Origin of the sequence: Methylomonas sp. EFPC1, from assembly GCF_016925515.1 — a bacterium.
Taxonomy (GTDB): Bacteria; Pseudomonadota; Gammaproteobacteria; order Methylococcales; family Methylomonadaceae; genus Methylomonas; species Methylomonas defluvii.
The window spans coordinates 788,053-812,458 of sequence record NZ_CP070494.1 but is presented as its reverse complement, the minus strand read 5'-3'; the positions used below and the strand labels follow the sequence as shown (position 1 = coordinate 812,458).

The 24,406-nt window shown below is 52.1% G+C and carries 18 protein-coding genes; 10 read left to right on the top strand and 8 right to left on the bottom strand.

The genetic code is table 11. The features are described 5' to 3' along the window. The first annotated feature begins 101 nt into the window (after positions 1 to 101). Genes hemA through JWZ98_RS03780 form a run of 4 tightly spaced genes read left to right on the top strand, consistent with a single transcriptional unit; the run spans position 102 to position 3,718 of the window. The gene (gene hemA / locus JWZ98_RS03795; protein WP_205453350.1) at positions 102 to 1,352 is read left to right on the top strand and encodes a glutamyl-tRNA reductase; all 1,251 of its coding nucleotides are present in this window, start codon (positions 102 to 104) and stop codon (positions 1,350 to 1,352) included. An 8-nt stretch (positions 1,353 to 1,360) separates the two neighbouring features. After that, on the top strand, positions 1,361 to 2,446 hold the full coding sequence (gene prfA / locus JWZ98_RS03790) for a peptide chain release factor 1 (protein ID WP_205453349.1): 1,086 nt from the start codon (positions 1,361 to 1,363) through the stop codon (positions 2,444 to 2,446). Next, entirely contained in the window at positions 2,439 to 3,299 is an 861-nt protein-coding gene (gene prmC / locus JWZ98_RS03785; protein WP_205453348.1) for a peptide chain release factor N(5)-glutamine methyltransferase, read from the top strand. The genes prfA and prmC overlap by 8 nt, the downstream gene beginning before the upstream one ends. After that, positions 3,296 to 3,718 carry a M67 family metallopeptidase gene (locus JWZ98_RS03780; protein ID WP_205453346.1) on the top strand — a complete coding sequence of 141 codons (423 nt, stop codon included), beginning with the start codon at positions 3,296 to 3,298 and terminating at the stop codon, positions 3,716 to 3,718. Before prmC ends, JWZ98_RS03780 begins: the two co-directional genes overlap by 4 nt. Positions 3,719 to 3,747: 29 nt before the next feature. Here the strand turns inward: JWZ98_RS03780 and JWZ98_RS03775 are convergent, their stop codons facing one another. The 3 genes from JWZ98_RS03775 to JWZ98_RS03765 form a co-directional block, all read right to left on the bottom strand. Further along, the gene (locus tag JWZ98_RS03775; RefSeq protein WP_205453345.1) at positions 3,748 to 4,683 is read right to left on the bottom strand and encodes a cation diffusion facilitator family transporter; all 936 of its coding nucleotides are present in this window, start codon (positions 4,681 to 4,683) and stop codon (positions 3,748 to 3,750) included. Between the two features lie 220 nt (positions 4,684 to 4,903). Further along, positions 4,904 to 6,376 carry a porin gene (locus tag JWZ98_RS03770; protein WP_205453344.1) on the bottom strand — a complete coding sequence of 491 codons (1,473 nt, stop codon included), beginning with the start codon at positions 6,374 to 6,376 and terminating at the stop codon, positions 4,904 to 4,906. 276 nt (positions 6,377 to 6,652) lie between these two features. After that, positions 6,653 to 7,504: an HDOD domain-containing protein gene (locus JWZ98_RS03765; protein WP_205453343.1), complete on the bottom strand. Its 852-nt coding sequence runs from the start codon at positions 7,502 to 7,504 to the stop codon at positions 6,653 to 6,655. A gap of 178 nt (positions 7,505 to 7,682) precedes the next feature. Between JWZ98_RS03765 and JWZ98_RS03760 the strand changes: the two genes are divergently transcribed. Next, entirely contained in the window at positions 7,683 to 9,518 is a 1,836-nt protein-coding gene (locus JWZ98_RS03760; RefSeq protein WP_205453342.1) for a GGDEF and EAL domain-containing protein, read from the top strand. A 151-nt stretch (positions 9,519 to 9,669) separates the two neighbouring features. Then, positions 9,670 to 10,158: a hypothetical protein gene (locus JWZ98_RS03755; protein WP_205453341.1), complete on the top strand. Its 489-nt coding sequence runs from the start codon at positions 9,670 to 9,672 to the stop codon at positions 10,156 to 10,158. Positions 10,159 to 10,217: 59 nt separating this feature from the next. Here the strand turns inward: JWZ98_RS03755 and JWZ98_RS03750 are convergent, their stop codons facing one another. Continuing rightward, positions 10,218 to 11,558 carry a sigma-54 dependent transcriptional regulator gene (locus tag JWZ98_RS03750; protein WP_205453340.1) on the bottom strand — a complete coding sequence of 447 codons (1,341 nt, stop codon included), beginning with the start codon at positions 11,556 to 11,558 and terminating at the stop codon, positions 10,218 to 10,220. Beyond that, a complete protein-coding gene (locus JWZ98_RS03745; protein ID WP_240348203.1) occupies positions 11,555 to 13,099 on the bottom strand; it encodes an ATP-binding protein in 1,545 nt (514 codons plus the stop codon). The genes JWZ98_RS03750 and JWZ98_RS03745 overlap by 4 nt, the downstream gene beginning before the upstream one ends. Before the next feature lie 175 nt (positions 13,100 to 13,274). Here JWZ98_RS03745 and sucC point away from each other — a divergent pair, with 175 nt between their 5' ends. Genes sucC through JWZ98_RS03725 form a run of 4 tightly spaced genes read left to right on the top strand, consistent with a single transcriptional unit; the run spans position 13,275 to position 18,090 of the window. Beyond that, positions 13,275 to 14,444: an ADP-forming succinate--CoA ligase subunit beta gene (sucC, locus tag JWZ98_RS03740; protein WP_205453338.1), complete on the top strand. Its 1,170-nt coding sequence runs from the start codon at positions 13,275 to 13,277 to the stop codon at positions 14,442 to 14,444. Further along, entirely contained in the window at positions 14,444 to 15,319 is an 876-nt protein-coding gene (sucD, locus tag JWZ98_RS03735) for a succinate--CoA ligase subunit alpha (RefSeq protein ID WP_205453337.1), read from the top strand. The genes sucC and sucD overlap by 1 nt, the downstream gene beginning before the upstream one ends. Then, complete coding sequence (locus JWZ98_RS03730; protein WP_205453336.1) at positions 15,319 to 16,965, top strand: NAD+ synthase; 1,647 nt, start codon at positions 15,319 to 15,321, stop codon at positions 16,963 to 16,965. The genes sucD and JWZ98_RS03730 overlap by 1 nt, the downstream gene beginning before the upstream one ends. A 3-nt stretch (positions 16,966 to 16,968) precedes the next feature. Further along, the gene (locus JWZ98_RS03725) at positions 16,969 to 18,090 is read left to right on the top strand and encodes a hypothetical protein (RefSeq protein ID WP_205453335.1); all 1,122 of its coding nucleotides are present in this window, start codon (positions 16,969 to 16,971) and stop codon (positions 18,088 to 18,090) included. Positions 18,091 to 18,170: 80 nt separating this feature from the next. On the opposite strand, the gene JWZ98_RS03720 is transcribed toward JWZ98_RS03725, so the two are convergent. The 3 genes from JWZ98_RS03720 to JWZ98_RS03710 form a co-directional block, all read right to left on the bottom strand. Further along, positions 18,171 to 21,647 (bottom strand): hypothetical protein, encoded by a 3,477-nt coding sequence (locus JWZ98_RS03720; RefSeq protein WP_205453334.1) that lies wholly within the window; start codon positions 21,645 to 21,647, stop codon positions 18,171 to 18,173. Positions 21,648 to 21,825: 178 nt separating this feature from the next. Continuing rightward, the gene (locus tag JWZ98_RS03715; RefSeq protein ID WP_205453333.1) at positions 21,826 to 22,782 is read right to left on the bottom strand and encodes an alpha-E domain-containing protein; all 957 of its coding nucleotides are present in this window, start codon (positions 22,780 to 22,782) and stop codon (positions 21,826 to 21,828) included. A gap of 1 nt (position 22,783) precedes the next feature. Then, on the bottom strand, positions 22,784 to 24,238 hold the full coding sequence (locus JWZ98_RS03710; protein ID WP_205453332.1) for a circularly permuted type 2 ATP-grasp protein: 1,455 nt from the start codon (positions 24,236 to 24,238) through the stop codon (positions 22,784 to 22,786). Positions 24,239 to 24,406: the final 168 nt, after the last annotated feature.

Here is a 24,406-nt window from a genome sequence, read left to right as displayed (position 1 = left end):
CAGAAAAAGCCCCTGAATCGGACTGTCGTTTCATTGTATTTGGACAAAAACAGCGCATTCCTTAAAATAGCGGACTTTTCTTGTGCTATTGTTCGCAACCGATGACTCTTCTTGCCGTAGGGATAAATTACAATACCGCCCCGGTCGCGATCCGCGAACGCTTGGCGTTCCCGACGGACATGCTCGATAACACCCTGAAAAACTTGTGGAATCTTCGCGAAATCAGCGAAGCGGCCATTCTATCGACTTGTAATCGCACCGAGTTTTACTATCAGGCCGACAGCGACAACCAATCCTCGTTGGTAAACTGGATAGCCGACACCAAACAGATCAAACCAGCCGACTTCACTCCCTATCTTTACAGCTATAAAGATAGCCAGTCGATAAGACATATGTTCCGAGTGGCTTGCGGCCTGGATTCGATGATCCTGGGCGAGCCGCAAATTCTCGGCCAAATGAAAACCGCCTACCATGCCGCTTCACAAGCCGGCACGCTGGGCAGAAATCTTAGTAAATTATTTCAACACACCTTTTCCGCCGCCAAAAAAGTCCGCACCGACACCGCTATCGGCTCCAGCCCGGTCTCGGTCGCATTTGCCGCCGTGCAACTGGCGCAACAGATTTTCGACAAGCTCAGCGAACAAACCGCGTTACTGATAGGTGCAGGCGAAACCATAGAACTTACCGCCCGCCATCTATACCAGCACGGTATCGGCCGCATCATTATTGCCAATCGCACTTACGACAAAGCCCACGCTTTAGCCATGCAATTCAACGGCTACGCTATAAACCTAGCCGAGTTGCCGAATCATTTGGCGGAAGCCGATATTGTGGTGTCGTCCACCGCCAGCCAATTGCCGATACTTGGCAAAGGCCGCGTGGAAAGCGCGATCAAGATCCGCAAACACAAACCGATGTTCATGGTTGATCTAGCCGTGCCGCGTGACATTGAGGCAGAGGTTGCACAACTGCGTGACGTGTATTTGTATACCGTCGACGACCTGCAAAACACCGTCAATCAAAATATGGACTCGCGCCGCCGCGCCGCCGAGCAGGCTGAGGAAATCATCGACACCCAAGTCGAACATTTTATGGCCTGGCTACGCTCCCAAGGCGCGCAGGAAACCATCCGCGATTTCCGCACGCAGGCCGAGCAGACTCGCGACGAAGCCTTACAAAAGGCTTTAGCCCAACTCAACAGCGGCGCAGCTGCCGACGAAGTGTTGCAGCGCCTCGCCCACACCTTGACCAATAAATTGATCCACACCCCCTGCGCGCAATTGCGCGAGGCTGGCGCCAATGAACGCCACGACCTGATCGCCGCTTCCCGCGAAATTTTCAAATTACGATAAACCACTGAATGAAACCCTCGATACAAACCAAACTGGAAAACCTCGGCGAACGCTTCGAAGAAATCACCGCCTTATTGTCGCAACCGGAAGTACAAAGCAATCAAAACCAATTCCGTAGCCTGAGCCAGGAATACGCGCAAATCGAGCCGCTGGTCGCCTGTTACAAAATCTATCAGGAAAACGAAGCCAATCTGGAATCGGCCCAGGAAATGGCTAAAGACAGCGACCCGGAGTTACGGGAAATGGCCAAAGAGGAAATCCAGGCCGCGGAGGCACAACGCGACGAGCTGGAACAGCAACTGCAAATCCTGCTGTTGCCGAAAGACCCCAACGACAACCGCAACGTGTTTCTGGAAGTCCGAGCCGGTACCGGTGGCGACGAAGCGGCAATTTTCTCTGGCGACCTGGCGCGTATGTATCAACGCTATGCGGAACGGCAAGGCTGGAGCACCGAGATCATCAACGAAAATCGCGGCGAACACGGCGGCTTTAAAGAAGTCATCATGCGCATCAGCGGCCAGAATGTTTACTCGCAATTAAAATTCGAGTCGGGCACTCACCGCGTGCAACGCGTACCGGAAACCGAATCGCAAGGCCGCGTGCATACCTCAGCCTGCACCGTCGCGATCATGCCGGAAGTCGATGCGGTTGACGAAATCGACATCAACCCGGCGGATTTGCGCGTCGACACCTTCCGCGCCTCCGGCGCCGGCGGCCAGCACGTCAACCGTACCGAATCGGCGATCCGCATTACCCATATTCCGTCCGGCGTGGTCGTCGAATGCCAGGACGAACGTTCGCAGCACAAAAACCGCGCCCGCGCGATGTCGGTTTTGCAAGCGCGTTTGATGTCCGCTGCCCAGGAAAAACAGCACGCCGAACAATCGGAAAGCCGCAAGTTGCAAGTGGGTAGCGGCGACCGTTCCGAGCGTATCCGCACCTATAACTACCCGCAAGGCCGGCTCACCGATCACCGCATCAATCTGACACTCTACAAACTGGAAGAGATTATGGAAGGCGGACTGGAGCATGTGATTCAACCGCTGATACACGAACATCAGGCGGAATTATTGACGCAGTTGGGCAATGTCTAAAAGCAATGACCATTCGCTCCTGAGCCTGTTAATCGCGGCAAACGAACAGCTAAGCACAACGTCCGAAACCGCAATGCTTGACGCCGAAGTATTGCTTTGCCACTGCCTGAACAAAAACCGCTCATTTCTCCGAGCCTGGCCGGAACATCAGCCCAGCGCTGAACAAGTCGCTCAGTTTCAAGCACTGGTAAAACAGCGCTCGCAAGGCACCCCGGTTGCCTACTTAACCGGCCAACGCGAATTCTGGTCGCGCAATTTTAAAGTCAGCCCGGATGTGTTGATTCCCCGCCCCGACACCGAATTGCTGGTGGAGCTCAGCCTGTCGCTATTACCGACAGACCTGCCCTGTAAAATCATCGATCTCGGCACCGGTTCCGGGATTATCGCCATCACGCTGGCCGCCGAACGACCACTGACCCAAGTCTTTGCCTGCGATCTAAGCTCGGCAGCTTTAGAAGTCGCCCGATATAACGCGCAGCAACTCAACACCGGCAATGTGCGTTTTGTGCAGTCAAGTTGGTTCGACAACATCGAGGAAACAGGCTTTGATTTGGTAATTAGCAATCCACCCTACATCGCAGATAATGATCCGCACTTAAAAATCGGAGACGTGCGCTTCGAACCTTACAGTGCCTTGATTAGCGCCAAAAACGGCCTGCAAGACATTCGGCAACTTGCCGAACAAGCCCGTGCGCATTTGAAAGACTATGGGCAATTATTGGTCGAACACGGCTACAATCAACAAACCGAGGTACAGGCCATTTTTAACGAATTGGGTTACCGGCAGGTCAAGACACATGCCGATTTATCCGGCAATCCTCGGGTGACTTCAGGAATTTGGAACACATTATGAACAACAGCGAAATTTCTCTGCCGCGCAAGCTCACCAATCAGTTACTGCACTTGGCACAGTTATCCCCGGATGCGGAGGTTTGCGGCCTAATCGGCGCGGACAGCACCGGCCTGCCGGTGAGTTGTTATCCGGTGGCAAATAGCGCGGCCACACCAGAGAACCGGTTCCTATTGGACGCCAGCCAGCAAATCGAGGCCATGCGCCAAATCCGCGAAAAAGGCGAAACGCTATTTGCTATCTACCACTCGCACCCGCACACGCCGGCCCAACCGTCAGCGACCGACATCCAGGAAGCCAGCTATCCGGATGCACTGCATTTGATCATTTCCTTAAATACCAAGGGCGTATTGGAAATGCGCGGCTTTAAAATTGCCGGAGACAGCGCGGAAGAAGTGGAATTAAATCTGATTGAAGCTTAATCCAAGCCGTTGCAGCCCAAACCGCGTGTTCAATGCTCCCAAGACGCAGCATCTTCGATAGGTTCAAGATGGGTATCGATATCTATATTGTCGAACTTGCCCTTGATCTGCTGCTCAATGGCTTCCAGCAAATCATGGCCCTGCTGCACGGTCCAACCGCCCGGCACCAACACATGCACCGACATGAAACGCCTGGCGCCGGCGTAACGCGTCCGTAACGCATGATAAGCAATGCCATCGCCGACCACATACTCATCCAGCACAGCGACAATTTCAGCGATTTCCGCCGGAGATAACGCCGCATCCAACAAGCCCGACACTGTCCGGCGAATCAATTGCAAGCCGGCCCAGACGATATTTAACGCCACTCCTATGGCAATAATCGGGTCGAGTATTTCCCAGCCATTCAACCCCAATTGCCTAGCAAACGCCAAACTCGGCTCAAAACGGTTTGCCACCGAGATAATGGCGATGCCGACCAAAATCCCGACTGTCGTCCAGACATCGGTCATCAGATGCTTACCGTCGGCTTCCAGGGTAATCGACTGCCGACGGCGGCCGACACCAATCAAAATTCGGGCAACCGCTAAATTGATCAGAGAGGCAAATACCGAAACCGCAATACCCAGATCAAGTTGCTGCAGCGCTAGCGGGTTCCATAATCGCTCCCAGGCCGCATAGCCGATACTGAAAGCCGCCAACAGAATCATGATGCCTTCCGCACCGCTGGAAAAATATTCAACTTTTTCGTGACCGTAGGCATGGGTATCGTCCGGCGGCCGCGCCGAGATAGTCAGTACCACCAACATGATGATCGCCGCCACCAAATTAATCAGCGACTCCAACGCATCGGACAGCAAGCCCACGGAGCCGGTCAACCAATAGGCATAGCTTTTTAATGCGATAGTACTGATTGCGGCAGCAATAGAGAGCCACCCGTAACGGGCTAGAGAGTGTTCACTCATAACTTTCGGAGTTTTTTGATAGGCTGATCAGTCTAGCAGACTGTCTGACTCAGCACTCACCTTGTGCGGATATATTCACGTCGCTCCGCGATAATCAGGGTCAACGTGAGAACTCGAAAATATAGTGATAACAAAAAAGCCCCGATTCGCAAGAAACGGGGCTTTTATTTTTAAACCAGAAATTCTTTTGGAGCGCCGAGAATCAGCGCTCCGCCATCAATTAATAGTTGAACTGCAACTGGGTACGGATCAAATCGCCGCTGGCTTGCTGCAAGAATCCAGCTGCCGTTGTTTGCGCCTGAATTTGAGTACGATTCATCGTCGCATAAGCCACGGTTAACTCCAACGCCTTGTTGATTTGATACTCGACACCGGCTTCGACCTCGTCCACATTGACTCTTGGAGCGTTGGCGACACCCTTCCAGGCACCATCATAGGTTTGCCATTTGACATAAGGCATCATGCTACCTTTAGTACCGAATACGTTATCGATTTTATACATCGCTTGTACGTACCCACCTTCCAGATTTTGTCTTTCAATACGGTTGGCAGATGGATTAAGCGTAGGGCCTGCACCCCAATTCCATTCCGCCTGCAAACCAAACGGTTGCGGGAACAACACGGCGTGAACGCCAACTCTATCTTCGCTATTATCTCTTGCGGTCGGCGTGCCTGACCCAAATCTGCTGGTATAGGCACTGGTGGACCGGTTGAATCTTCCCGACATTGCATCCGCCCCCACTTCGATGACTTGCCCACGCAAGCCCATGAAACCTAAATCAAACGGATAAGTCGAATGAGCGACCAAATATAAGTTGTCGTTAGCTTCCGCTTTGTTAATACCCTGACCGTTATAAACACCCAAGCCCAAGACGCCGTAATCACCGGAGGTTTTCAGATTTTTCTTGGCTAGGTCTTTCCAAAGTTTTTGTACATCGCTAGGCGACCAATAAGCAAACAAACCCAGGTCACGCTCACTAGGCACCGCGCTGTTCAATGCGTCGTCACGGTCTAGCGTCAGGCGGTTTTGCGAAGATTGCAAGTTTTCCCAACCGAACGGGACTTTGGATTGACCGGCACGGATTCGATATTCGTGAGCCTTATCGAACGCCAAGTCGGCATAGGCATCCCGCAACTGCGCAAAGTTCAAATCACCGTTGGTGGTTGCGAAATCCGGTTGCAGATACAAGGAGATATACTCATTGATGTCGCCGGAAAATACCAAACGCACTCGACGCAAAGAAAAACCTTGATTGTTACCTATCGAGCCATCACCCACCGATTTCAACTCCGGCTCGCCCGCTGTTCTATCGCCGGATAGTGCTTGGTTATACCGCAACTGGGTATAGCCGCGAACATTGATTTTGTTAAACCATTTTTCGTCGTTCTTAGCTTTGTCTTCGCGTTGCGCAACGATATGCTCGTCGAGCGCTTTCAATTCGTTGGTTTTCAGCTCGAGATCCTGCTTGATTTTGTCGATCTCAGCTTTTTGTGTTTGATTGTCGACTTCAACTTTTTTAGCAACCGTATCTTCGACTTTTTCAAAAGAACCCAACTTGACACGCCCCGGACCCGGCTCGGCAAAAATCTGCTTGGTTTTGGAATCAACATACAAATCCAGCGCCATCGCCTCGGCGCAGATACCCGAGCCAATAATGGCGACCACTGCCAGGCTCAGCTTAGAAAGTCTCATCAAATTTCTCCAATAATTATATAAATCAATGCGTTAACTTAATGATCATGATGACCAAAAAGCTTGAGCGCATTGTATGGAGGCAATATGACAACTTTATGACAAAACGAATTTAATTGGCCTATCCGTTGTTTTTTTGCGACAAAAACCGCATTCGAGAAAAGTCGATAGCCTATCTCTAGCTAATTATTGAGATCTTTTCGATTGGCTGCTGTCACCTTTCAGCAACAGATATTCAAGGAATTGTAGGAAGCAGCTGCAATTGCCTAAGCGCACTTAGGCGGTGGGATAGAACAATTTAAAAATGACTTCGAATTCGTCGCTGATTTTATCGAGGATGAAACTGATTTGTTCGGGCGTCAGATTCAAAGCATTGACAGCGTGGGCATCGTAGGGATTTTCGATTCGACTTAAGCAGTTGGCCAGCCTGACCATGGCAGCCAGATCGGCGTAAGGCCCGATCAGATCAGGAAAGCAATGCAAGCGAATACTTTCCACAATAACGTCCGGTAACATCCATTGTTTGCACAACTCGGCACCGGCCTGAAAGTGGTCAAAGCCGATCACGTTCTGCTCCACCGTGACCTCTTCGTCCACCGCGAGCGGGGTTTGCGATTGCAGTAATAAGTCGACTTCCCGGGCCAATACCGGAATCCGCCGATAAAACACCAATTGCCCGATGTTGTGGACCAAGCCGCACAGAAACGAGGTGTCGGCATAGTGCTTGCCGAAATGAATATCCAACTCGCGTGCAATCAACGCGCAGCGCAAATTTCTGGCCCAAAAATCGTGTATAGAGAAATGTTGTCCCGGTAAATCGGAAAAGCGTTCGACAATCAAGGTACCCAGCACCAGATTCTGCAACTCACGGGTTCCAATCATGGTAATGGCTTTGGCAATCGAACTGATTTGGGATGGAAAACCATAAAAAGCACTATTCACAATCTTCAGTAGCTTTACCGCCAATGCCGCATCGGCTTCGATCACCACAGCCGCGTCTTTCGCGGTCTTATTCGGATCTTCGACTATTTTTTTTAACAAAAAATAGGCATTCGGCGGCGAGGCGAGTTGTAAATCACCTCTAAGCAAATCGGCAACAGTCAATGTGGACGGTGAGTAAGCTATCATCAATAATTCTAAAAAATTAAATTTACACCTATACTGAAAACCAATAGCATAGAAATAGCATTAAAGGCTGCGCTTAAACCTAGACCAATTATATGAAAATACAAGCTTATTAAATGCCGGCCTCCTCCTGACCATGCTGACAGCTCCCGATTTTATGCCAATACCTGGATGGTATTAGATGATTGCCAATGACGCGCTCAAAGAAAAACTGATTGTCGTTGCGGAGCATAATGAAGTCTCTGCTCAAAAAATCGCTTCCACATTGAAAGCCAAAGGCTTTACCGATATTCGTATTGCTGAAAATGGCGAACAAATATACGAAATATTGAAGCCTTACGCCGATCAACCCGACAGAATCGGTCTGATCGTGCTGAACGCAATGTTGCCGCTTTGCCATCCTCGGGAGATGTGTCAAAGCTTATCCAGCGCCAACTCGGTATCAGTCATCCCGGTGGTGATTCTGAACGACGACTGCTTTGACTGCGAACTTGATCGTTGTCAGCCGCAACAAGACAATTGCTTAACTTATAAAATCAATACGCCGGTTAACACCCAGGAATTGATACTTGCAGTAAAGTTTTTGCTGAGCCTGAAACAGGAACGCCAATTGCGTCACCGTCAGGAAGAACAATTGATCAATGAATTAGCCGCCAAAAACGTTATCGATGCGAAACTGAAGTTTCTGGTCGCGCACGACGAATTAACCGGTTTATTTAATCGCAGTAGTTTCGAGCGCCAACTGAGATTGGTGCTAAATCATAGCAATAAAGCGCAAAAAGACGGGTCGTTATTGTTCATTGATGTGGACCGCTTCAGCCTGATTAACGAACTGGAAGGCTTTGAAGTGGGTGATCGTTTACTGGTCGAAATGGCCATTCTGGTCCGAAAGCTATTACCAGCCGGCAGTTTATTCGCCCGTATCGGCGCCGACGAGTTTTGTTTATTCCTGGAAAACAAAACCAAAAAGCAAGCACAGATTCTCGCGGAAACCATCAAAACCACCGTGGATAATTTCCGGTTCTTCACCGGCGAAGTGTCTTACAGCGCCTCGGTTTCCATCGGCATTGCCGCGCTGGACAATACCGTTTCCGCGTTTCATCCGGGCGAAATGATTTTACATGCCCGCCAAGCCTGCAACTTTGCAAAAAGCACCGGCAGAGACAAAATCTGCGTTTACAACAGCGATGATCTCATCGTCAAGGAAAGACGCCGCGACATTTACTGGGTGCCGCTGATTCGCAAGGCCTTGCGGGATAACCAGCTATTTCTGGTGTTCCAGCCGGTGGTACAGCTGTCTGATGGCAATGTTTCGCACTATGAAGTGTTATTGCGTATGCGCGGCGAAGGCAATGAAGTCATCACGCCGGATCAGTTTATTCCGGTAGCTGAAAGAACCGGCTTGATTCACGCGATAGACCTATGGGTCGTGGAGAATGCCATCGACTTTCTGGCGGCACTGCCCACTTACATGTCTTATATTTCCCTGGCCGTGAACCTTTCAAGTACCGCGTTTCAGTATCCGGATTTACTATCCACTATTAAGGATAAACTGGAAATGACCTGGATAGACGCCAACCGTTTGACCTTCGAAATCACCGAAACAGCCGCCGTGGACAATTTTGAAAAAACCCGGCACATGATTAACAAAATCAGAGCCTTAGGCTGCAAATTCGCGCTAGACGATTTCGGCGCCGGCTTTTGTTCGTTCAACTATCTCAAAACCTTTCCGGTCGATTACGTGAAAATCGACGGTCAATTCATCAGAAACCTGCTCGACAACGAAACCGATCAAATACTTGTCAAATCCATGGTGGAAATTGCCTCAAAACTCGGCAAAAAAACCATCGCCGAATTCGTCGAATCGGCAGGTACGGCGGTAAAGCTGAAGGAAATCGGCGTAAACTTCGGCCAGGGCTACGCATTCGGCAAACCCGAGCAGAATCTACTGGATGGTCAGAAGGTTTCGCTTAACCTTTTGCTGGGCAGCAATCAGGTGGCCAGTCTAATCACTTGAAACGGATTAAACGTAATTCGCGAACTTTTTAGCAATTGGGGTATTAGTTTACCGACTTGATTAGCTCTGGTATATTCGCTCGCGGTGTTTAAAACGTGTCATCACATTGTTCTGAATCTTAATAAATAAAACAAACAAAAGGGGAAGGGTTATGGCTGAATTGCTTTTTATAGCGACAACTATTTTTGTAGCTTATGTAGTATTTGTAGTCATGGGTGGCAAAAAGGAAAAACCGGAAACTAGTAAACCCGAGCCCGCCAAGCCGGAAGCGAGTAAACCGGCCATCCAAACCGAACTGACACCGCCTCCTCCCGCAGCTGTAAAAACCGCCGAAAAATCCGCTCCAGCCAAAGCCGCCACACCCAAACCCGCCGCCCCCAAAGCCAGTAAATCCGCCCCGGCCAAAAAAGCCGCCGCCCCTGCGCCAGCAGCGCCAGTCGATATTCTGAAAAATCCAAAAACAGGTGAAGTCGCCAAAATCCCAGCGAGTTATGCCTTTGCCAAACGCTGGATCAAAGATGCGTTGGTAGAAGAAGGCCTGTTGGACAAAGTGTATAAAAACAACGAACTAGACGATGCCGCAAACGCCAAAATTCAAGCCGCGCTGCAACAATTGAAAGGCATGAGCAAGTATCAATAAGCATGCCTGTGGATATTTAGGCGAGTAGCACGCCCCTACTCGCTTCAGTTTATTTTCTGTTATTCAAGACCCAACTTTTTCAAGCGATACCGCAGCGAACGGAAGCTTAGGCCCAAGTATTTAGCGGTAGCGGTTTTGTTCCAACGATTTTCTTCCAGCGCCGCACTCAAGGCTTTTTTCTCTATGTCCTCGAGATAGGCTTCCAACGACATTTTCTCGGCGTCAAAATCTTCGACCGCGGCCAATTCCATCCCCAACGGCAAGTTCAGATCGTCGGCTTCAATCACGCCGCCATCGTGCAAGGCCAGCGCCCGCTCCAATATATTTTCCAGCTCCCGAACATTGCCGGGAAAATAGTAGTGCTTTAACGCATTTAGCGCAGAGTCGCTGAGTTTGGGCAAATCCATGCCGTTGGCATTAGCCAAGCCCGCCAATAAGTGCTGGGTAAGCTGAGGAATATCGGCGGACCGGGCGCGCAGGGGTGGCAAACTCAGCTCGATGACATTGATCCGGTAGTACAAATCCTGCCTAAAACTGCCTTCTTGGACCATCTTGGTCAAATCCTTGTGGGTTGCACTCAATAAGCGCACATCGACAGGCACTTCCCGCTGTTCGCCGACCGGGCGGACTTTTTTCTCCTGAATCGCCCGCAACAATTTAACTTGCAAGGGCAAAGGCAAATCAGCCACTTCATCCAAAAACAAGGTACCGCCATCGGCCGCCTGAAACAAGCCTTGCTTGTCGGCTACCGCGCCGGTGAAACTGCCTTTTTTATGCCCGAAGAATTCGCTTTCCATCAATTCAGGCGGAATCGCTCCGCAGTTAATCGCAATAAACGGTTTCTCGCCGCGCGGGCTTTGCTGGTGTATCAATCTGGCCACCAACTCCTTGCCCGAACCGGACTCTCCGCTGATATAAACCGGCGCCTGGTTGCGCGCCACCTTGTCGATCTTCGAGCGAATAGCGCACATTAATGCAGACTCACCCAACAAGATGTCGCGGGTACGTCGCTCCTTGTCGGAAACCCTAGTTAGCGAGGCTTGCAGCGCATGACTGACTAGTTGCCGCAATACCCCCAAATCGACCGGCTTAGACAGGAAATCGAAGGCGCCTTTTTTCATGGCTTTGATCGCAATATCCATGCTGCCATGCGCAGTAATCACCGCCACCGGCAATTGCAAACCGGCCAATTGAATATGATCGACCAAGTCTAGCCCGTCGCCGTCCGGTAGTTTCATATCGGTAAGACACAAATCAAACACCTCAACGGCCAGTAGCTGTTTGGCCTCGGCCAAATTGGCCGCGCAACGGGTTTGAATGTGCATGCGGTTCAGGGTTATTTCGAGTAATTCTCGGATGTCGGGTTCGTCGTCGACAACCAGGGTGACAGGCATATTCATATTTCAATGACGGCGTGATCGGCATTAGCCAGCAACAAAGTGAAACAAGGTTTTCCGGAATGGGCGGCGTAACTTAACTCCGCTTGATTCAGTTCGGCCAATTCCCTGGAAATATACAACCCTAACCCGGTACCTTGGTGGGAAGTGGTAAAAAACGGTTCGAACAAATGCTGCCGGTGCTCTGCGGCAATTCCGGCGCCATTATCGATAATTTTAATGCACGGCGCCTCCTGCATCTGCGACACTTCAAGCACGATGGCCCCTAGCTCAGGCTTACCGTATTGCAAAGCATTGGCGCAGAGATTGTCGAGAATTTGCTTCAAGTGGCCACTATCAATACAGGCATTCAAGCCTTGCGCTTTAAAAATCAATTTAAAACACTCCGCCCGCTCGCCCAGATTCAATTTCTGCTCGTCAAGGTAGGCCGGCAACCACTGGTCCAAAGCGATTTTTTGTTTTTGCGACGGGTTGCGCCGAGACAACTTGAGAATGTCCTCGATTATGCTGTTTACCCGCTGACAATGGTGCTGGATGATTTCCGTCAAACGCAGCTCTTGCATATCCAAATCCGGTGCTTCGGATAGCAATTGTCCGGCATGACTAATGGCGCTGAGCGGATTGCGAATTTCGTGGGCAATACTGGCGGTCAACCGGCCCAGAGACGCCAGCTTGCTCTGTTGTAGGCGTTGGTTATACAAGGCAATGTCCTCGAAAATCAGCATGTACAACGCTTCGTCATCCATACTTAATTCGGAAAATCGCACTTGCACTTCGTTGCGATTGGCTAATTGGATAATGGCAAAATCCTGATCCCGATTGGCGCGCCACAACTCAAAAGCCTGCCTCAGCTCCGGCGCCACCTCGGCCAGTTCCTCCGGATGCAGGACCAAGCCCAGCAAACGCAACGCCGATTGATTGGACAGTTGAGTCACCTGCCGCTCATCGACGATCATGATGCCCGATTGCAAATGCTGGATGATATAGCGGTTAAGACTCTCCAGCCTGGCGATAGTATGCTCGTGCCGTCTGGCCAACACCGCTGATTGTTCGGCACGCTGTGCCAGGATTACCGATAAAAACGCTATCGAAAAAAAAGCCACGCCCAGCATCCCGGCATAAGTCAAGGTAGTATTTTCGAAGGCATGCGTTTCTATCGCATACACCTCTTCAGCAAGAATTGCCAGACTAGCCAAGGCCGCAAACAACATCGCGCAGCGCCCACCAATCAGCAAACCACCCGCCGCTATCGAGATAGCCAGCAAGATGCCAATGCCGCTGCCAATCCCACCGCTGGCGTGCATCAGCAAGGTAATGAAGACAATATCAGTGAAAATAAATAACTGTGCCAGACTGGCATAAGCCCAACGCGGTCTAAATGCGACCGGCGCGGCAATCAGCGAAATCCCCAGATAGGCAACACTGGTGAACTGGTACAATGATGCGTCGTAGGAACCTAATAACGACGGCCCAAAGCGCAAATAAAACAGCATCACAAACAGGCAGGCGGTAACAAACCGATAGAGGGCGAAAATCTTCAACATCAACCATGCTTGCCGAACGGGAATGCCGTACCCCTTGGAAAAAGGGCAGGGATAAATAGTATCGACCGATGAAGAAAGCATTGCCCGAGTTTTTATGCAGAGTTAGTTAGAATGTTTGTCAGTTCAATCATAGCACCAACTTGAGACGCGATTTAAGCCATCCATGGAGCACTAAATGAATATTCACGAATACCAGGCGAAACAACTCTTTAAAGCGTTTTCGATCCCCGCGCCACAGGGCGCCGTGGCGACCACAGCCGAACAAGCGCAGCAAGCCGCACAGTCCTTAAGCAGCTCTGCCTGGGTGGTAAAGGCGCAAATTCATGCCGGCGCCCGAGGTAAAGCCGGCGGCGTAAAAGTTGCCCGGACCCTGGAGGAAGTAAAGGCTTACAGCGCGGCGATGCTGGGTACACGTTTAGTAACGCATCAAACCGATGCCGCCGGCCTGCCGGTCAATAGCGTTTGGGTGGAAGAGGCTTCGGCAATCAATCAAGAATATTATTTGAGCCTGTTGCTCGACCGGGAAAGTGAACGGCTGATATTTATTGCTTCCGCCGCCGGCGGTATGGACATCGAAGCGGTGGCCGCTGAAACACCTGAAAAAATAGTCAAGGTGCCGGTGCACCCCGCAGCAGGTTTACAACCTTATCAATGTCGCCAAGTAGCCGCTGCACTAGGCTTGGGCAAAGAACAGCAAAGCCAGCTGCAGAGCATTATGAGCGGCCTGTATCAACTGTTTTTGACCAAGGATGCCAGCCAAATCGAAATCAATCCACTGATCCAAACCGATGACGGCAAACTGGTGGCACTGGACGGCAAGATCAATTTCGACGACAACGCCATCGCCTTGCATCCTGACATAGCCGCGATGCGCGATGCATCGCAAGAAGACGCCAAGGAAGCGGAAGCCAAACAGTTCGATCTTAACTACATCACGCTGGACGGCAATATCGGTTGCATGGTCAATGGCGCCGGCCTGGCCATGGCGACGATGGACATGGTGAAGTTGAAAGGCGGTGCGCCGGCCAATTTTCTGGATGTGGGCGGCGGCACCAATAAAGACAAAGTCAAAGCCGCGTTTAAATTGATTTTGTCCGACGGCACCACCAAAGCAGTGCTGGTGAATATTTTCGGCGGCATCGTCAAATGCGATGTAATCGCCGCAGGCATCCTGGCGGCCGTCGAGGAAATGCACTTAACGATACCGGTCGTGGTGCGCCTGGAAGGGACTAACGTCGAACAGGGCAAAGCCATGCTAAGCCAATCGGGACTGGGCCTGGTAGCTGCGGATAATCTAAATCATGCTGCCGAATTGGCGGTAAAACTGGCGCAAGAGGTAGCTTAATGTCTATTTTGATCGACAAACAGACTAAAGTCATTTGCCAAGGCTTCACCGGCAAACAGGGTACATTTCACTCCGAACAAGCACTCGCTTATGGCACGCAATTAGTTGGCGGCGTCACTCCGGGACGCGGCGGCTCCAAGCATCTGGATTTACCGGTATTCGACACCGTCGAACAAGCCGTAACAGCCACCGGCGCCACGGCGACGATGATCTACGTACCGCCGTTTTTTGCCGCCGACGCGATTTTGGAAGCGGTCGACGCCGGCATCGAGCTGATCGTCTGCATCACAGAAGGCATCCCGGTGTTGCAAATGCTCAAGGTTAAAGCGGCCATGCAAGGCACGAGCTCATTACTGGTCGGCCCCAACTGCCCTGGCGTGATCACGCCGGGGCAGTGCAAGATCGGCATCATGCCCGGCCATATTCATCTACCCGGCAAAATCGGCATTGTTTCCCGTTCCGGCACCCTGACCTACGAAGCCGTGCATCAAACCACCCGCGAAGACTTGGGGCAAAGCACCTGCGTCGGCATCGGCGGCGATCCGATCCATGGCATGAATTTCATCGACGTGCTGAGCCGTTTCCAAGACGACCCGGACACCCACGGCATCGTCATGGTCGGTGAAATCGGTGGTAGCGACGAAGAGCAAGCGGCTGAGTTTATCAAGGCCCATGTCAGCAAACCGGTGGTAGGCTATATCGCCGGCCAGACCGCACCGGCAGGTAAACGCATGGGCCATGCGGGTGCGATTGTCACCGGCGGCGCGGGTACTGCGGCGGGCAAAATTGCGGCGATGCAAGCGGCCGGCGTCAGCATGGTCAGTTCGCCTTCGGATATAGGCGTCGCGATGCGGGATTGTTTTTCCAAAACATAATGTCGATAAAAATAGCGCTAGCCCAACTGAACTTAACAGTTGCCGATATTCAAACCAACACCGGCAAAATTCTGGCCGCCGCTGAACAAGCCAAACAGCGGCAGGCCGATTTGGTGGTGTTCCCGGAGCTATGTGTCACCGGTTATCCACCTGAAGACCTACTGTTTCGACCGGATTTTATTCACCAGGCGCAACAAGCGGTTGCCGAAATTGCCAAGAAGATTGCCGGCATCACGCTTGTGATCGGTTACCCGATGCAACAGGATGGCCGGCTATATAACACGGCCGTGGCATTACGCGACGGCGAAATCCTTGCCGCGTACCGTAAACAAGCCCTGCCCAACTACGGGGTATTCGACGAACAGCGTTACTTCAGCGCCGGCGACCAAACCTGTCTGTTTACGGTTAGAGACAGCCAGTTGGCGTTGACGATTTGCGAAGACATCTGGCAGCCCGGCATCATTGCTAAAAACCGCGCTGCCGGGGCGGACATTATCCTGACCCTGAACGCCTCGCCGTTTCATGCGGGTAAGATGCAGCAGCGCGAGGACATTATCTGCTCGCAGGTCAAAGAAGCCGGGATTCCACTGGTTTACGTGAACCAAATCGGCGGCCAGGACGAGCTGATCTTCGACGGCGCTTCATTTGTCGCCGATCGTAACGGTGAGGTGGTATTTCGTGCAGCCGAATTTGCGGAGCAACTGAGCATCGTCAAGTTTGTCGATCATGAGCCGCAAATATCCACCATCGCCGCCTTGTATCAACCCGTGGTCAGCGAATACAAAGCGCTGGTCTTGGGTATTCAAGACTACGTGCGCAAAAACGGCTTTCAAGGCGCGATTCTGGGTTTGTCCGGCGGTATCGACTCCGCACTGGTATTGGCGTTGGCGGTGGATGCGCTGGGCGCCGATCATGTCGAAGCCGTGTTGATGCCATCGCGCTATACCCAAGACATGAGCAACCAGGACGCGATCCAGGAAGCCGAAGCCTTGGGCGTGAAATATCACGTGTTGCCCATCGAACCGGCGGTAACTGCCTTCAACGGCATGCTGGCCCCGCTGTTTACCGGCAGCCAAAAAGACACCACCGAAGAAAACATCCAAGCCCGCTGCCGTGGCGTGTTACTGATGGCAATTTCCAATAAACAAGGCAAACTGCTGCTGACAACCGGCAACAAAAGCGAAATGAGCGTGGGCTACGCCACACTTTATGGCGACATGGCCGGCGGTTTTGCGCCTTTAAAAGACGTATCCAAATTATTGGTCTACCAACTCGCCGAATACCGCAACACCTTGTCGCCGGTCATTCCGCAACGGGTTATCACCCGCGCACCATCTGCGGAATTGGCGCCGGACCAAAAGGACGAAGATTCCCTGCCACCTTATTCTGTGTTGGATCCTATACTTACTTTGTATGTGGAACAGGACAAATCCGCCGCCGAGATCGTGGCCCAAGGCTTCACGGTTGCCGATGTGCACAGAGCGATTTCGCTGGTGGATAGAAACGAATATAAACGTCGGCAATCGCCGCCCGGCATTCGCATCACACCCAGAGCGTTTGGTCGTGACCGCCGCTACCCTATTTCATCCGCTTATCGCGGCACGGCCGCGCTTAATCAACCAGCGCCCGACAACGTTAAGGAGTAAATCATGTCAAAAATGCGTACCCTGTTACTTACCACCGGCCTGCTGCTGACTGCACAGACCGGTATGGCCCGCGAAATTAATATTCCGGTGCCCATGGAGTACGGTTTAATCAAAAGTGTGCTGGTCAGCGAACTCTACGACGGCCCGAATGAATCGGTAAGAGCCTGGAAAGACGGCAAGCAATGCAGCTTTTTGGATCTGGATCATCCGCAAATCAGCGGCGAGCAAGGCCAGGTCAAAATTCAGAACAATGTACAAGCCCGCGTGGGTACCGCACTGGGCGGCAAATGCATGACCTTGATCGAATGGTCAGGTATTTTGCAAACCCTGCAACAGCCGACATTGGACGCCTCCGGTAATGTGCTGAGCTTCCCGGTCACCCAACTGAATGCGTTTGATCGCAACGGCCAGCCGTTGAATATCGCCCAATTGCAATCGCTGATCAAAAAAGCCGCCGAGCCCAAACTGGCCGCCCTGAAAATCGACTTAAACCAATCCCGCCCGGACATTACGAAAACCCTGCTCCCCTTCATCGCCGCCGACGATAGCGAGGAGTTGCACGACACCATCAACAGCCTGCGCTTCAATCAGGTCAAAGCCGATGAGAAAGGTATTTTAATCAACGTGGGCTACACCGCTACCAACCAAAATGCCGGCGGCTTAAAAGCGGCCCCGGTATTGAACGAAGCGGAATTGAACCAATGGCGCAAGCTCTGGCAAGGTTGGCAGATGTCTTTGGAAAAGAATATTGAGAAAGCCCCTATCGCCACCAACGCTGACGCCAGCCGGGCAAGCTTGCGCGATGTCCTGCAAAAAGCCGGCGTCGCCTTTGAACAAGGTCTGACGGCGGAATATGTGGCGGAAAACGATCCGGTGCGCAAGTTCTTCAACAGTTCCTGGGACGTGCTAGCCCCTCTACTACGTGACGCTTCAACCCAGTTACCGGGTAATAGCAGCCTGCGCTATGTGACGTTGATTGCCGCGACGGACTTGATGTACGAGTTGGAATCGATAGGCTCGCCACTTGGGCTGGAAGTATCCTCCAACGGCTTGCGGAAGCTAGCCCGTTCGCTGATCGCCCACGAAAATCCCAAAGGCAAGACCAAAGCCAAACGCAAAGGTTAAATCAAGCGGGCTTGCCCCATATAAAAACAGGGATACCGGCCACAAGACCGGTATCCCTGTTTTTTTAGGTATAGCCGAATCTAAACTGCGCCCGCGGAGTATGGCCCTAAAGGGTCGGCGCCCAAAGTACCCACCAAAGACTGCAAATATTCCGGCGAGGCCAGTTCCACCAGTTTCTGTTGCGCCTGCCTATGCCGTTCGACCAACTTCAGCTCGTCGATCAAAGTCTGGTGACTGCTTTCGTGCAAGAACCTGCCCAAATAATCGACATGCCGTTGCCATAACGCGATGTCGCGCTGCTGCTTGATCCGCAGCCGTTCCTGATACCAATCCGAAGCCAACAAGTAATCGCGGGTAAACATCGCCCGTATCTCCGGATGATGCGCATCCTTACCCTGATAATGACCATCGGCCATAATATGCAGCAGCGCATACAGCGGCGGACAGGCATCTTCTATGCTGCCGTCCTCGATATATTGCTGGGCCACGCGCTGCTGGGTTTCGACGATATTATTGATGCCGTCGACAAACACCTCCAGATCCTGGCGCTCGGGCTGCAAAATCTCGTCGGTAAAAACCGCATACGGGTTATCGAAGATCTTACCCATCAAGCCGTGCACGAAATGACTGGTGATGCGATAACCCAAACGGCTGGCCAAGACAATTTGGCCCTTGTGTTCAAAATCGGTTAACGGTTCCAGATAGCCATGTTCCAACAAAAATGCCGGGTGGCGCTCTTCGCGCGACAGCCGCGCCCAAATCTCCGGAATCAACAAACTAATATCGTGATCGACGCGGGTATCCGGACCGATAAAACCAGCCGAACTGGAAAAACCGGGATAGCCGGTCAAAATGAACGAGACCAGGGCATTGTTCAAATCGGCGGTACCGCGCAAGGCATTGAACGGCCCTTTAGTCAGCGCCCCCTCACTACCCGCTCCGGTAGTAGACGGCGACTTGCCGGTCAAGGAACAGACAAAATCCATGAACAGTTCCGGCAACTCTTGATAATGAATCGGATTGTAAACCGCCAGCGCGCGGATGCCCGGTTCGGGCGGATTGTTGCGGCGACCGGTCAATACCGCGTCCACCGGATGACAGAGCGGTTGATTGAGCGGAATCTTGCGATGTAAACGCGCACCGATTTCCGCCACGTATTTCCGTAAGGGTTTCACCACGTCCACGCGAGTTTCCAGGTAGCGCGGATTTTTCGACGGTTTGCCGTTCACCAAACGCGGATGCGCGGAACACACCACATAGCCTTTCCCGTCCTGGTAAGCATCGCTCAATAGCTTTTGCATGGGCGCGGTGAATTTGGAAAAAGTCATCACATCTTCGACCACCGCCGATAACTGCTCGTGATCCAAAGGCTCGAAATTGGCCATGAAGTTACCCGGCCCGGACATGTTCAGCTCGGTTTGTTTGTCGTAACCAGGAATAATCGCATCGTCCGGACGTTGAAACAGCCGGTATTCGCAGTTGCTGACCAGCTTCAGACTCGTTTCGTAGCCATCGTCCGGCAGCCATGCGCGTACCGCAGCGGTCGGCACCACCACCGAGGCACTGATGTCGTCTTCCATCTGCACTTTCTCGCAAGCGATATAGTCTTGCCGCACTTTGAAAGTGCGCCAGCCGCCGTCTAGGTCAAAACCTACCCGTAAATAAGTGGCGACGATCTTGCGCTGGTTCAGTTTCAACTCGTGACCGGGCGCGCCGTCGATAATATCCACCGACAAATTGTCGCGCCAATTGTTGCCCCATTCCGGCCGGTAAAAGCGCTTGATCAAAAACACCAAAGCCAGAATGCTGGGCGGAATGGACCGCAGCCAATCGTTAAATTCCGGCACATGGTTGGGAGAAGGCGTCAATAGCTTGATCACGGAACCCAGGCTGCGCTCCGAACTGAGCACGGTCCGGCTAGGCCCGCGATCGTCGCGCTCGAAGCCCGGCAAGAAGCGGCCGGTGTAGTCTTTATCGAAAATCGCCTGAACCCGATCCAGATCGTGCTGCAAATCGTCTACGAACAGAGGCCCGTAGATTGCCGCGTCCTCTATGGATTTGGAAATTTCCGATTTGCCGCCGCCGGACACCGTACAGGGCTTATGACAAAACGTGCCTTCCGCGACGGTGCCGATCAAACGCCAGGACGGCGCACCGGGGTGCTTGCACATCTCGATTTTATAACCGTTGGGCTGCACGTAAATTTTGCCCGGTTGCAAGCGAATGCTATGGCTTTGGCCGTTTCTGATCCAGGTAATTTTCTGCGTTGCCAGACTCATCCGCAAATCCTGCGGCACATAAATAATCTCCGGAAAATGCCTGTCCACCGCATAACCTTCCGGATGCACATCCATAATCGCGCCGTAGTGATAGGTCATCTCGTCGAAATCGTAGCCCGGCTCGCGGGTCAGACTGCCAATGCCAAATTCATCACCGTGATTGACACGACGAAATGCCAACGCGCCGCCGGCATGCTCCTCTTCTGCCAAACCGAACAAATTGGCGGCATAGCTGATTTGGGTTTTGACTTCCTTCTTGCAATAACCGTAGTAGTTGTCGGCCAACAAGGTGACAATGACACCGCTGGTGTCACGCGCAGTCAGTTTAAACGCCTGACCGTCGTTATAAAGTTCCTCGGGATTTTGCCAGCACATGCCATCGGCGCGTTGACGTTCGGTGGCTTCATCCCAATGCGGCAGACCCAACTGTTTTTTAGTGAGCTTGGTTAAATGCGGCGCCAGAATCACGCAACCGCTGTGGCCGGACCAATGTTCGACATCCAGGGCCGCATCGCATTCCGGCAAAGCAGGATTGCCGCCGTTGCCGAAGATGCTCTCAACAAAATCCAGATTGCTGACCAGATTGCCCGGCGCAAAAAAGCGGATTTCCATGGATTTTTCGGCTGCAACACCCGGGATTTCCGGACAGACTACCGGCCGCATCAATAATGATGCAAACATGCGTGCCGGCTTGGGTTGGTGGGCGGTAAACGGTAGGACCATCAAATCATCAGGCGGATTTAACGCCTCACCCAGCATCAAAGCAAACGTCAGCTTGGGGACCTGCTTCTTGTCGCCGGGCACCGGCAATCCACCCTCGGCCACATGAAACGAGCCTTGCGTGGTACGCCGGTCGCTGGCTGGATTGTGCAAAATGCCTTGCTTCACCCGAAAACTGGAGACGATTTCGGAACGAAATTCATCTTCGCCCAAAGGCAACGATAATTCGCGCGCCACGCCGTGCTTATCCAACTCGAAAGTCATCGTCGGCAAACTGGGGATTTTGGCAAAGCCCAGATCCGCGCAATAGCGCTCCAGGAAATCTTGAATCCGTCTATCCGCAGGATAAAGGGAGGAACTGGCCAACAAGCGGCTTTTTTCCAGATAGCTATTCAGCAAGTCCTGAGCGGTATCCATAAACTGCGCCGACTCGGTATCGATACAAGTCGGCTGCCCGCATGAAGCCAGTTTCAGATTGATATAAAGATGCAACTGTTGCTTAACAGCTTGCTCGTCTTGCCCCACCGACCCCAGACCCAGCGCCCTTAGCTTATCCATAATCCTCCCCCTTTAGTTTTAGAAAACGATACTTCCATGATATAGCAAACTTGGGGTTTGGGTCAGTAGCAATCCAAGCAGCGCGCCCTCGACCCAGAGCGATTGCGCTCAACCAAGCGGGTGCTCAGCGCTGCAGAGGCCTGGCTGACTAGTGAAAATCTTCCTGTCGGCAATAGTTTCAATTTTTCTCGGCTTCGGCCTCGCCAAGATTGTTTAAAAACCACATGGCCGCGATTTGCTGGTGTAAATGGTCGAACTTCGCTTGCAAGCCGTCCAGCACCTGATGCAATTGCTCCGGTGTAGTCTGCTTAATCTCAATGGCCAGTACCTGCTGCTCCAATTGCTCCAACTGCGGGAATAGTTCGACAGCATGCGGCAAGCGTTTGATGCAATGCGTAATCTCCTCAATGCAATGCAGCACGGCTCTGGGAAAATCCGGGTTTTTTAACAGATAGTTCAAAACATCCTCACCTCTAATTCGGTTACGCACATGCTTGCGATACATCAAGACCGCACTCAAGGACTTCAAAACGTTGATCCACAGGATGGTCTCGTACTCGCGCATTTTGGTGCTGCGATTTTCCGCCAACAAAACGGTGCCGAAATCCATGATCCGGCTGGTCATGTCAGCGCGTTCCAGGTTGCGGCCAATACAAATAAACCGGGCACTGTCGCTGCGGCTCATAGACCCGGCCATAAAGCCGGTAAAGCGCTGGCACCCAGCCATGATTTCCTGCAAGAACAGCGCACGCCCCCGCCGATTGGACAAGCTATCCAGATTGTTATTCGCATACAGATACATTTCGTTGACTTGCTGCCAGGCTTCGTCGGGCATCAGTTCGCGGCTGGTGCGGATATTCTCACGGGCAAACGACAAGGACGCCAATAAGGAGCCGGGATTGCTCATATCGGCTAATAAAAACCGGGTGGTGTTCTGCTCGCTGGGATTTTTAAAGCGTTGATAAAACGCCTCTTCGACGCCGCAAATATTTAGTAAATTGCGCCAGCCTAATTCCACACCATACGGCAAGTCGTAGATCAAATGCATCGTGGCGCTGATCAGGCGGGCGGTGTTTTCGGTGCGCTCCAGATAACGGGCCATCCAGTACAAACGTTCGGCGGATCGCGATAACATCTTATTGCTCCCTGTTGATAATCCAAGTGTCTTTACTGCCGCCGCCCTGCGATGAATTCACCACCAGCGAACCGGCCCTGAGCGCCACGCGGGTCAAGCCGCCAGCGGTGACAAAGCTGTTCTCACCTTGCAGGATGAAGGGGCGCAAGTCGATGTGCCTGGGCTCCAGACTATCACCGCACAAAGTCGGGCAGGTTGATAAAGCCAAAGTTGGCTGGGCGATGTAATTACGCGGATTGTTTTTAATCAGCTTATGAAATTGCTTGATTTCCTTTTGGCTGGCGTGCGGGCCGACCAACATGCCATAGCCGCCGGACTCGTTGGCCGGCTTTACCACCAGCTCCGGCAAATGCGCCAGCACGTAGGCGCATTGTTCAGGGTCGCTACAGAGATAAGTCGGCACGTTCGGCAAAATCGGCTCTTCGTTCAGATAATACCGAATCATTTCAGGCACATAGGCATACACCACTTTGTCGTCCGCTACCCCGGCGCCTGGCGCATTAGCCAGCGCCACATTGCCGGCTTTCCAGGCCCGCATCAAGCCCTTCACGCCCAATACCGAATCCTTATGAAAGACTTCAGGATCGAGAAACAGATCGTCGATGCGCCGGTAAATCACATCGACTTTTTCCAGACCCTTGATGGTACGCATATAAACGCAATCGTCGTCCTTGACCAGCAAGTCGCCGCCTTCCACCAATTCCGCACCCATTTGCTGCGCCAGGAACGCATGTTCGAAATAGGCCGAGTTATAGATACCGGGCGTCAAGACGGCAATTTGCGGGGTGTCGTCGGCATTCGGTGCCAGTGACGCCAGCATTTCGAACAACTGGGTCGGATAATCGTCCACCGGCAGAATATTCAGATTTTCCAACAACTCCGGAAAGATCCGTTTGGTAATTACCCGGTTTTCGATCATGTACGACACGCCGGATGGCACCCGCAAATTGTCTTCCAGCACATACAGCTTGCCGTCGCCAGCCCGCACCAGATCGCTGCCGCAGATATTGGCCCATGTGCCGAATTTGGGCTGCATGCCCAAACATTCCTTACGAAAATTGCTGGAACTGTTGATCAGATCAGCCGGCACCAAACCGTCTTTTATAATCTGCTGCTGGTTATAAACATCGTTGATAAAGCAATTCAAAGCTTTCAGACGCTGTTTCAGACCTGCTTCCACGGCTTGCCATTCCTGAAAATCGATCAGCCTGGGAATGATGTCGAAAGGCCAAGCCCGGTCGATATTGCCTTCGTCGCTGTAGACGGTGAAGGTAATGCCCATCTCCATGATGGCCGCCTCCGCCGCCGACAACCGGCCCTTAATTGCATCCATGCCCAAAGATTGTAAGTATTGACTCAAACTGGCGCAGGTATCACGCGGCTTGCCGCCCGCAGCAATCATCTCGTCGTAAGCCTTATCGGCGCTGTAATCCGCCCAAATTGTCGAAGTAACCATGCTGTATGCATCCGTGATATTTGCTTTTATGGTGCAAGTCCGCGCTAAATTGGTGCAAAAACGACCGCACCATTTCAACGCAAACCGGTTCTAATGATTTACCCGATATAAAGCAATAGCAATGCCAAGTTGCGCGCCTACGGCCATCACTCGGACGGCCGTGACCCA

What these genes read in the sequence shown, in the direction of transcription:
- hemA (WP_205453350.1), top strand. Translation starts at nt 102, where the DNA reads ATGACTCTTCTTGCCGTAGGGATAAATTACAATACCGCCCCGGTCGCG.
- prfA (WP_205453349.1), top strand. Translation starts at nt 1,361, where the DNA reads ATGAAACCCTCGATACAAACCAAACTGGAAAACCTCGGCGAACGCTTC.
- prmC (WP_205453348.1), top strand. Translation starts at nt 2,439, where the DNA reads ATGTCTAAAAGCAATGACCATTCGCTCCTGAGCCTGTTAATCGCGGCA.
- JWZ98_RS03780 (WP_205453346.1), top strand. Translation starts at nt 3,296, where the DNA reads ATGAACAACAGCGAAATTTCTCTGCCGCGCAAGCTCACCAATCAGTTA.
- JWZ98_RS03775 (WP_205453345.1), bottom strand. Translation starts at nt 4,683, where the DNA reads ATGAGTGAACACTCTCTAGCCCGTTACGGGTGGCTCTCTATTGCTGCC.
- JWZ98_RS03770 (WP_205453344.1), bottom strand. Translation starts at nt 6,376, where the DNA reads ATGAGACTTTCTAAGCTGAGCCTGGCAGTGGTCGCCATTATTGGCTCG.
- JWZ98_RS03765 (WP_205453343.1), bottom strand. Translation starts at nt 7,504, where the DNA reads ATGATAGCTTACTCACCGTCCACATTGACTGTTGCCGATTTGCTTAGA.
- JWZ98_RS03760 (WP_205453342.1), top strand. Translation starts at nt 7,683, where the DNA reads ATGATTGCCAATGACGCGCTCAAAGAAAAACTGATTGTCGTTGCGGAG.
- JWZ98_RS03755 (WP_205453341.1), top strand. Translation starts at nt 9,670, where the DNA reads ATGGCTGAATTGCTTTTTATAGCGACAACTATTTTTGTAGCTTATGTA.
- JWZ98_RS03750 (WP_205453340.1), bottom strand. Translation starts at nt 11,558, where the DNA reads ATGAATATGCCTGTCACCCTGGTTGTCGACGACGAACCCGACATCCGA.
- JWZ98_RS03745 (WP_240348203.1), bottom strand. Translation starts at nt 13,099, where the DNA reads ATGTTGAAGATTTTCGCCCTCTATCGGTTTGTTACCGCCTGCCTGTTT.
- sucC (WP_205453338.1), top strand. Translation starts at nt 13,275, where the DNA reads ATGAATATTCACGAATACCAGGCGAAACAACTCTTTAAAGCGTTTTCG.
- sucD (WP_205453337.1), top strand. Translation starts at nt 14,444, where the DNA reads ATGTCTATTTTGATCGACAAACAGACTAAAGTCATTTGCCAAGGCTTC.
- JWZ98_RS03730 (WP_205453336.1), top strand. Translation starts at nt 15,319, where the DNA reads ATGTCGATAAAAATAGCGCTAGCCCAACTGAACTTAACAGTTGCCGAT.
- JWZ98_RS03725 (WP_205453335.1), top strand. Translation starts at nt 16,969, where the DNA reads ATGTCAAAAATGCGTACCCTGTTACTTACCACCGGCCTGCTGCTGACT.
- JWZ98_RS03720 (WP_205453334.1), bottom strand. Translation starts at nt 21,647, where the DNA reads ATGGATAAGCTAAGGGCGCTGGGTCTGGGGTCGGTGGGGCAAGACGAG.
- JWZ98_RS03715 (WP_205453333.1), bottom strand. Translation starts at nt 22,782, where the DNA reads ATGTTATCGCGATCCGCCGAACGTTTGTACTGGATGGCCCGTTATCTG.
- JWZ98_RS03710 (WP_205453332.1), bottom strand. Translation starts at nt 24,238, where the DNA reads ATGGTTACTTCGACAATTTGGGCGGATTACAGCGCCGATAAGGCTTAC.